Below are 9,925 nucleotides of genomic sequence, written 5' to 3' on the forward strand. Positions count from 1 at the left end.
AGGTGGCTCACAAGTTATGAAGTCTTGGAAAACTATTTTCCAAAAGATTAGCCTTGCAATAATTGTAATATTTATCCTTCAAATTAGTTTGCCAACGGTTTCGTATGCGTTTCCTGGTTTTTTTATGTGGTCAGCGCAGGATGGGAAATTACGGGGATACGTCTATGTGAAAGATCCTACTAAGGTATCTGTAGGCGTAACGAATAATGGATCCGTAACTTCCATTACTTATGATGGGGACAAGGTGAAGGAATGGCTTTTTGGTCCTTACTATGGTTATGATGACCAGAATCAAAAATTTAAAAATGTTAATATAATGGAATTTGGCTATACATCCAACACGGCGCCTGAGAAGATCGAGGCATCGGATGGTGAGACCCAGCAAGAATTTACGAAGGAAGTAGATGCAAGTGGGGATGTTCGATATTATGGTGATAATACTAGACTTGGCTATTACCGTATAGCGGGTAAGCAGTACTTATCGGCCTTAGATGCTAATCATGCGATAGCACCGTCTAGCGATCTCGTTAGCTTTACACCTGCTAGCAATGTATCTAATGCTATTCAACTAGGATTACCAATGGTTGTTAACCAATCAATAATTGATTTTACAAAACTTGAGGTTTCAGATTTTAAACTGCGTGATGACACGATAGGCAATGATGTGACTATAACCAATATTAATAGAATGGAAGGTTATGAGCAGCTTGTCCATAATCCTAATTATTTAATCAATAAAATAACACTAGAGACTTCTGGGTTTATGATAAAGAATCATACCTATACGTTGAGTTTATCTTCTTCAAGTAGCGGGGAAGAGATAAAGTTGCCTGACGAAGGAACATATTCGTTTGATCTTACTCTGGGTTTTGTAAAAGGGGAATACACCGTTGAAAACGGCATTGAGTATTTCTTTGAATCTCAAAGTGTCTCCTATTTTGATTATGTCCAACTCAGAAGCGGTCCGCATTTAAAGACGAACGCTGAATATATGGCTGTCGGTCAAGAACTTGATTTTAAAGTATTTAATAGATTTACTGATGGTACATCGGAGGAAGCTACGAATTATCAGATTGAGTCAATAACTTACTCTAATGATGAACATAAAGCTATTTCTTTTGATCGTACGACGAAGAAAATTACAGCCCTTAATCAAGGAGAAGCAACATTTGCTTTGAGATATAATGGCGGGCTCTATAGCTTTACGATTACAGTTTTCGCTGTAAATGTCGGTGGAGGATCAGGCGGCGGAGGCGGTAGCGGAGCAGAAGCTAGCTACATTAATTACGTATTTGAAGATCAAAATCCAACGCGTGGCCAAATTCATCCCAAAATATCTTGGACGATTTCTTCGGAAATCAACTATTCCGGATATGAGTTAACATTTACTAATAGCAATGGGACAGCGCTAGGTCAAACAATAAGTGTTTCCAAGCAGCAAGCCATAAATAATCCGTATATAGTGGAGATACCCAATAATACTTTACCGTCAGGCGCTGTTTTTGTGAATTTGTGCCTGAAAGATTTATCAGGTCATATAGGATCAGCAGTATATACTATGCAAATATATGACAATACATCTAATAGCCCAGTTCTTCCAGGTGGCAATTCATCAATACCAGCTCCTGTGTTACGAGATGCGTCGTTTAAAGATCAAGATACAACACTAGGTACAATCGAGGGAACAATGCTGTGGTATGACGCATCCACAGAACCTTCACCCGCCACGTCTTACAGTCTTTATTTTGTCGATGCTAATAATACCAAGTTGAAAGCTATTGCAGAAATACCGAAAACGGATTTGAGACGTATCTTTCAAGGCGTAAATCTTCCAAGCTACGAAGTATTATTCCCTAGTGGCTATCCGATGCCAAGTGGGGCACAAAGATTCGGTATTTATGGCAAGAATGATCAGGGAGAAAGTTCGCAAGGGTTTTACTTCGGATTCTGGGATAGAACGTCGGTACCAATAGGAAATGATTACTTTGAAGATGCTGACAATCGAGCCGGTCATATTAATGGTACCTTACGCTGGACGCCGATGGTAAATGAAGCAAATATTGAAAGCTATGTGGTGCGGTTCCATGGCGCATTATTTGAACCTATAGGCGCCCCCTTTACATTGGCTAAAGGACAACAGCAATATAGTGTTGATATACAAGAATATCAAATTCCAGCGAATGCCAAGCTAATTGAGCTCCGGGCACGAAATGCAGATGGACAAGAATTACTAGTGGGTCGTTATACGATTGCCGATAATGTGTTGGGAGAAGTGCCAAGCTCCGCGATAGTTGAGCAGCTTCCTGGGATTACTCAAAGCTGGAATAACGATCTTGATGGTGAAGCGGGAGAAATTGGAGGATACTTATATTTCTTTGCTGATCGTTCTGCTGTGAACACAACGATTTCACGCTATGATGTTTATTTTACGAATGATCAATTGAAGAAAATCAAACCAATCCTAAGCTTGCCTAGGAATAACGTAGGTGAGTACCACACCAGCATTCCTATGAACACCCAAATACCAAACGGTGCAACCAAGCTTGCGATCTATGGCGTTACGCCAACGGGAGAGAGCCTGCCGACAGTCATAGATCTGCAAGATTGGATTAAAGCTCCTACTCTACTGCCAACACAGATTAACATCACAAATAATAAATCAGGCACGGAAGATACGATTACCGTAACGGGGCTGCAAGAAAACGATGTTGTTAACGTGTACCGTGACGCGAATTCAGTGAATGCTTTCTTAACGGGTTCCGTTCGGGGGCAGAACGCTTCTTCCATTAGCTTTAATGTTCCACAGTTAGGGGCTGAGGCGGGCAGTGTGTATGTTACGCTCCAACGCAATACGGTTAGCAGCTCCAAAGTAAAAGCAGACTACGACAAAGAACCTGCACCCGCTGGCGGCGGCGGTGGAGGAGGCGGCGGTGGAGGACCAGTTGAATCATTCAAATGGGACATCGTCGTTCAAAATGGTAACATCCGTATCACATCCAGCATTGATGCTAATCAATTGAAGAAACTCGCTGAAAACCAAGTCAAGAATGGTAATCGTGAGATTCCGATCGACGTCAAGACAAGCGCAGAGGGCTATGATTTCCAAATCAGCGCTGGTTTGTTAGACGAAGTTACCGATAAACGGAAAGACGCTATATTAGTTTTTAATACAAGTGTAGGAACGACTCGGATTCCTTTTACTGTACTTCAAGAGGCAGTCGATGCGCATGGCGGTACCGATTCAATGAACCTTAAGATCAGTGTGGATGGGCTGCCAGCTGTAGAGCAACAAGATCTGGAGAAAAAGATCGCTGCTAACGGCGGATCAAGTGTAGGTAAGGCTTTATCCTATGAACTCACGTTGATGGATAGTAATAAAACAGTTGCGAACATTGATACTTTTTCCGAGTTCGTAGGGCATGTCATTCTTTTGCCGAAAGATCTGACATTGAATCCAGGCGAAAAGCTTAACGGAGCTGTGTGGGATCCTGCTACGAAAACGCTGATTTCCGTCCCTATGACAATAACCTTGGACAAAGATGGCAAACCTGCCTATGCAACGCTATGGCGTAAAGGTAACTCCATTTATACCGTGTATAAAGCGAATAAACAGTTTGCAGATGTGCAAGATGACTATTTTGCCAAAGATGATATTGAGTCTCTAGCAGCTAGCGGTGTTATTCAGGGGTTTGAAGATGGCTCTTTCCGTGCGGAAGCGAGTGTAACCCGAGCGGAATTTGCAACACTTCTAGGAAGAGGTCTGGGCTTGAAGACAGCCAGCAGCGCACTTAAAGATTTTACAGATGTGAAATCGGAGGATTGGTTTGCTAAGGCTGTCTATACGGCCGTAAATGCGGGGCTCATCAGTGGCTATGAAGATGGCACTTTCCGTCCAACGCGAAGCATTACGCATCAAGAAGCAATCACGATGATCAGTAATGCGCTGAAATTCATTAACGCGGATACGAAGCTAGAGGAATCAGAGCGTGGAAGGTATGCGTTGCGCTTGAAGGGATTATCCTTGCAAGTAGATGAGTGGGCAATTGACGCGACAGCGTTGGCTGTAAAATCGAACATTTTAAATGAATCGAAAGGCTTCTCTTTTGAAAAAGATGCGGCCACCACCCGTGGACAAACGGCAGTATTGTTGAATAAGCTGCTGCAGAATGCGGAATGGCCAACGACGAACTAGCACAAACAAAAACACACTTGGTATCCAAGTGTGTTTTTGTTTGCATTCTGTCTTTATTTCGTAGATCATTAAGAAATAGCATATACTACCAACATACGGAGGCCAACACATGAAAAAATGGCTCAAAACAACGCTGATTTCACTGCTTTCCCTTGTTCTTCTACTCGTAGTTGCATTTACAATTTATGTGTCTAATTATTATCATGCGGTCGACGTTTCCACAGACGCCTTGGTCAACGAAAAGACGATCACAATAGATGGCAAGTTCACCATTCTTAAGCCTTCAACGCCGAGCGAAACGGGTTTCATTTTCTATCCTGGCGGAAAGGTCGAACATATTGCTTACCTACCCATGCTCGAAAAACTACGTCAAAACGGGATAACCTGTGTGCTTGTTGATATGCCGTTTAACCTTGCAGTTTTTAATAGCAATGCTGCTGATAAGGTGTTTGGCAAACTTCCCGAAATTAAAAACTGGTACATCGGTGGACATTCACTAGGCGGAGCAATGGCAAGCAATTACGCTTCTAAGCATCAAGATAAGATCAAGGGACTTGTTTTGCTTGGCGCTTATATTTATGGTGACATTCCGCCGAACAATGCGCTAACCATCTATGGCTCGAAAGATAGTGTATTGGACAAATCGAAGATCACCTACAAAGAGAATGTGTTCGTTATCGAAGGCGGGAACCATGGGCAATTTGGCAATTACGGCCATCAAAAAGGCGATGGAACCGCGACGATCTCAAGTGAACAGCAGCAAAAAGAAACGGTTGATCACATCATTGAATTTATTAAAACGAAAGATAAGTCATAATGAAAATTGAACTGGACACCACAACCATAGACGTCAACGTCGAATACGGCAAACGCAAAAAGCTCTACATCCACATTAGTGACACAGGTTTCATCACCGTCAAAGCTCCTAACGAAACCAGTCAGGATGTAATCATTAACGCTGTTAAACAACACAGCAAGTCAATACTAGACAAGCTAAACGCTATCTCCAGAGCGCGGCAGCCTATCCCTAAAGTCAGGGAATATGAAGACGAAGGCAAGTTCCTTCATCTCGGGAAATATCATTTCCTCCATGAGTTAATTGAAACGAATGGATTCACCGAGGACGAGCTGAAAATTAACCTGAAGAAGTTTTATTTCGCTAGCTGCAAGAAGGTGATCGGGGAACGCATCAAGTCGTTTCAAGCTCAACTGAAAGTAAAGCCGAAGACGATCGAGATCGATGAGTCGAGGACGAAGTGGGGGAGCTGCAGCTCGGATAAAAAGCTAACGTTCAATTACCGCCTAGCGATGGCGCCTGTTGAGGTGATTGACTATGTCATCGTTCATGAACTATGCCATCTTTTGCATATGAATCATGATCGTTCCTTTTGGAGAAGAGTAGGGGGAATCATGCCGGATTATAAAGAGAAGGAAGCGTACCTAGCCCGCTATGGGCAGGCGATGACGCTTTAAATAAAAAAGGAGCCCACGTGGCTCCTTTTTCAATACACCCTACAGTTCATGCTCATGCAAATAAGCGATCGTTTCTGACCTGCCAGTGACATTCAGCTTTTTATAAATGGCACTTAAATAATTTTTCACAGTTCCCGTGGTTAAAAATAGTTCAGAAGCGATAGCTTGATTAGACTTTCCTAGCTTTAAGCTCCTTAATATATTCCGTTCCTGTACGGATAAATCGGGCCACTTAACATCTAGCTTTTGCACTTCTGACGTACGTAGCGCTTGGACAAGTCGCGGCTGAATACTCAGGGGATACGTAATGCCACCGTCTAAGCAGACCTGAATGGTAGCCAGTATTTTCTTCGTCTCGACACCTTTAACCAAATAGCCGCTAGCTCCCTGACGTATCGCTTCCCAAATGTACGCTTCATCCTCAAATGTGGTCAAAATGAGTACCTTGATATCAGGGAATTCAGCCTTTATTCGTTTGGTAGCCTCTAGCCCATCTAGCTTTGGCATATGGATATCCATCAGAACAAGCTGGGGCTGATGCATCTGCACCTGTGCAAGGGTGGACAACCCATCACCAGCTGTAGCTACGACAGTATATTCGTCCTCCATGCTTAAAATTGCTGCTAAACCGTCGCGGATTAGGGGCTGGTCGTCTGCGATAAGAATGGTAGTTCGAGTCAATGCGATCACTCCTTCCGATCATTTTCGACGAAGGGTATAGATATATCCAGCGTTACTCCGCCAGCTGAACCAGGATTGTTTACGACAAACGTACCTCCAACATCCTTCACTCTTTCCTTCATCGCGTATAATCCATAGCCAAAAACAATTGGAGGCGTCGGTGGATGACCATTATCGGATAAAACAAACCGAATGATCTCCTCCTGATAGGTCAATGAAAATCGGAAATAGGTACTCATTCCGTGACGAATGCCATTCGTAAGCCCCTCTTGTAAAGCTCGATAGATCGTTAGCTCAATAATGGGTGTGAGATCAGGCGACATTGTGTCTATTGTGTATGCAATTTCCACGCCGGTTTGTTTCTTTGTATCGTTGATTAAACGAATAAGCTCAGGTATGAACGTGTGATCGGGGAAGCACTCACGCAACACATGGACGGAGCTTCTCACGTCATTCAGTCCTCTGAGGATGCTTTCTTTCGTTCTATCGATCATCTCTTTGGCAAGGGGAACATGATTTTTCTCTAGTGCATGTGAGGCTGTCTGCAAACCAGTTAACGCGGATGTCAACGTGTGTCCGACGGAGTCATGAATATCGCGGGATATTCGTGTCCGTTCTTGTAATTTTGCTTTTTGCTCCAGCGCAATAGAGGCGATTCTGAGATGTTCATTGTCTATAGCCAGTTGATTCTTTTGTTGAACCGCAATCCTCGCAAGCAGGCTCATCCCGAAAATAGCAAGGAAATCGATAACTCTAGGAATCAGAAAGTAGATTTCCTCAAAAGGCGGAAACTGACGATACATCATAACGCCGAGTAGGTTGCAGACATAGGTTGTTATGGTAAAGATAATGGCATGTTTCCTGGCGTGATGAAAGGTAAATTCGCCAACGAGAATCAAAAGATAGATTTGTGAGAAATACGTTTCTGACCATACGCAGATCAGTAGGGCTAGAGCAAATTGCCCGCACAAAAACAGCATGCCCGTCTTTCCGTGCAACGCAATCTTCCAGACATAATCTCGCAGAAGAACGACAGCGACATATGTGCATGCAAGCAGCATAAGTCCAACTGAAAACTTGCTCGTGTGGAGCAATAAGAAGAAAGTTGAGCCTGCCACAAAAATATGCAAGATGAGCGTCATGATTTTACTTAGTTGTACATCCATCGTGTCGCCCTCGAGTAGAATGATATATTTTCCACTTATTTTACCACAAACATGACTTAAGTCATATAAAATGGTCGAGAAATGACGAATGAACTGCATTTTCAGTGAGTTTTTTCATCTTGGATAGGTCTTTAGAATTATTTATAATGAAAATAGAGGAATTTGACATCTAGGGAGGCATGTCCATATGTTGTTAATTTTATGGAACGTATTAGGCGGCATTCTTCTAATATTGAGTTTATATTTACCCATTCGATCACTGTTGGAACGTAACCCTGAGTAGGAGGGACTACGACTTGAAAGAAGACGAAAAAGTAGGAAATGTTATAATCTATATCTTTTCTCAGATATTCTCAGCGGAACTAAACACGCTCCCCAAGCGTCTATTAGTATGTTGCTTATAAAATTCAATGCTAGCAATCGCTGCTATAGGGGAAAGGGAAGAAGAAGGTTATGTTGAAAAAGGCAATCTTAATGGGCACACTGCTTGTGCTATTGTTTGCAAATACCGCATTTGCGTACGATGTGCAGCTCCAGTCCTTCAAAGATGAGGAACAAGACTATGCCAAAGATCCAATTTACACATTATCCGCATTAGGCATTATTAACGGCTACGAGGATCAAACCTATCGACCGAATGATGACTTGTCTAGAGAGGCTTTTATTAAGTTGCTCGTTATGGCAGGAAAAATAGAGAATCAAGCAGCCCTTGGGCGTATGCCTGCAGACGTTGCGAAGGACCGATGGTCGGCCCCTTATATTTCTGTTGCTTACGATAAGCAATGGCTGGATAGTTTGCTCGATCGTGAGGGATTATTCCATCCTGCGCAGACGATAACTAGAGAAGAAGTGGCTATGCTCGTAGGCAAATCGTTGCTAGACTCCGAGAGTGAAGCAGTTCGTCAACAATGGCTGTCCACGGAGTGGAAAAAGGAGCAGAGCGTTAGAGGATTTAAAGATGATTCAGCCATCGACGAAGCGTTGCGGCCTTATGTGTATTACGCAGCCCATCGAGGCATTATGGAGGGTGATCAGGCAGGATTTAACCCGAAAGAGTCATTAATTCGCAAACAGGCAGCTGCTGTTATTTATCGTTTGATTGATAAGCATATTGGTGAACAAAAAATCGATTTCACAGGCTATTATGCCATCCAGTCCTATTCCGCGCTTCAGCAGATGAATAAGCTTTCTAACGTTATTTTTGGTTGGTCTAACTTGTCATACAGCAGCGCTGGAACAGCTTCATTGAACATCAGCTCAACGGTGAATCGCGTGCCAAGTGGTTATGAGGAGGTCGTCGCAGCTGCGAATACTGCTCAGCTCACGAAGGAACTGATGGTATTTTATGATGGTGCGAATTTAAAAGATTTTCTAAAAGATAAGCCTGCGAAGACGAGCTTTATCGTCTCATTGCTCAGTACTTTGAAAGATCCGGCCTACACATTTACAGGAGTCAGCATTGATTTTGAAGGGTTGAGAGATGCGGCAAGTGCGGCCGATTTCACCCAATTTCTTCAGGAATTGAAAGGGCAGTTAGGTTCGCTGACGCTGTCGGTTGCTGTGCCTCCTATCTATTATTATAAAGGATATGATTTAAAAGAGATTGGCAAGCTAGCCGATACAGTGATCCTGATGGCTTATGACTTCACACATGATGATAATATGCTGCCATCTGCACCTTTGCCATTAGTGAACGATACGGTCCTAATAGCGCTTCAATCTATACCTAAGGAAAAGCTAGTGCTCGGCATCTCCAAACAGACGAACGCGGCAGCCATGTGCTGCTTTACGAAGATTCCCAAAGCATCGCCAAGAAAATTTGGCTGGCAAAGTACTATGAGCTGAAGGCAGTTTCCTTATGGTATATGGGCAACTATACGGCTGCGGATTGGGAGCAGGTTGGGAAGCAGGCTGCTAAGTAATCAAACCTTAATTGAGATTTCATAGTCAAAATAGTGAGAGAGGCATCGTCCAATGGATGAGGTCTCTTTTTTGTTAATAAGGTTAATGAAATCGTTCCCCCGCGCAAGCGTTTGAGACAGATGCCCTTCTTTACTTATATGAATGAGGCTCTGCTGCGCGAGATCAAGGATTTGCTGATGACGGAGAAATCATAAGCGGCCAATGTCGCTAACACGGAAGCAGTTGCTGCCTCTATTGGATCGTTATGAGGATATGAAGGCGAAGTTGAATCAGTCTTTGTCGGAGCGGAGTTAATGTAGAGAATGTTTTTTTTTTTTTTTTTTTTTTTTTTTTTTTTTTTTTTTTTTTTTGAAATTGGAAAAATAAAACATTGCATTCTTTGTCGAAACCATGCTATATTATCACTCCGGCCGCAAGACAGGCTGGTGAGAGCAACTGAAAGTAACTCAAAAAAAAGTAGTTGCACATTAAAAGTAAACATGGTATATTA

The 9,925-nt window shown here is 42.8% G+C and carries 6 protein-coding genes; 4 read left to right on the forward strand and 2 right to left on the reverse strand.

Annotated features, from left to right (window positions below; all coding sequences use genetic code 11):
* Positions 1-16: 16 nt before the first annotated feature.
* The 3 genes from AC58UX_RS30875 to AC58UX_RS30885 all read left to right on the forward strand — a co-directional run bounded on the left by AC58UX_RS30875 (position 17) and on the right by AC58UX_RS30885 (position 5,665).
* The gene (locus AC58UX_RS30875) at positions 17-4,192 is read left to right on the forward strand and encodes an S-layer homology domain-containing protein (RefSeq protein WP_497259913.1); all 4,176 of its coding nucleotides are present in this window, start codon (positions 17-19) and stop codon (positions 4,190-4,192) included.
* 109 nt (positions 4,193-4,301) lie between these two features.
* The gene (locus AC58UX_RS30880) at positions 4,302-5,009 is read left to right on the forward strand and encodes an alpha/beta fold hydrolase (RefSeq protein WP_497259914.1); all 708 of its coding nucleotides are present in this window, start codon (positions 4,302-4,304) and stop codon (positions 5,007-5,009) included.
* On the forward strand, positions 5,009-5,665 hold the full coding sequence (locus AC58UX_RS30885; RefSeq protein WP_497259915.1) for a M48 family metallopeptidase: 657 nt from the start codon (positions 5,009-5,011) through the stop codon (positions 5,663-5,665). Before AC58UX_RS30880 ends, AC58UX_RS30885 begins: the two co-directional genes overlap by 1 nt.
* A gap of 39 nt (positions 5,666-5,704) precedes the next feature.
* On the opposite strand, the gene AC58UX_RS30890 is transcribed toward AC58UX_RS30885, so the two are convergent.
* Both AC58UX_RS30890 and AC58UX_RS30895 read right to left on the reverse strand, forming a co-directional pair.
* The gene (locus AC58UX_RS30890; RefSeq protein WP_497259916.1) at positions 5,705-6,346 is read right to left on the reverse strand and encodes a response regulator; all 642 of its coding nucleotides are present in this window, start codon (positions 6,344-6,346) and stop codon (positions 5,705-5,707) included.
* Between the two features lie 5 nt (positions 6,347-6,351).
* A complete protein-coding gene (locus AC58UX_RS30895; RefSeq protein WP_497259917.1) occupies positions 6,352-7,512 on the reverse strand; it encodes a sensor histidine kinase in 1,161 nt (386 codons plus the stop codon).
* A gap of 453 nt (positions 7,513-7,965) precedes the next feature.
* Here AC58UX_RS30895 and AC58UX_RS30900 point away from each other — a divergent pair, with 453 nt between their 5' ends.
* The gene (locus tag AC58UX_RS30900) at positions 7,966-9,357 is read left to right on the forward strand and encodes an S-layer homology domain-containing protein (RefSeq protein WP_497259918.1); all 1,392 of its coding nucleotides are present in this window, start codon (positions 7,966-7,968) and stop codon (positions 9,355-9,357) included.
* The last annotated feature ends 568 nt before the right edge of the window (positions 9,358-9,925 follow it).

Source organism: Paenibacillus sp. J22P90 (assembly GCF_059692195.1).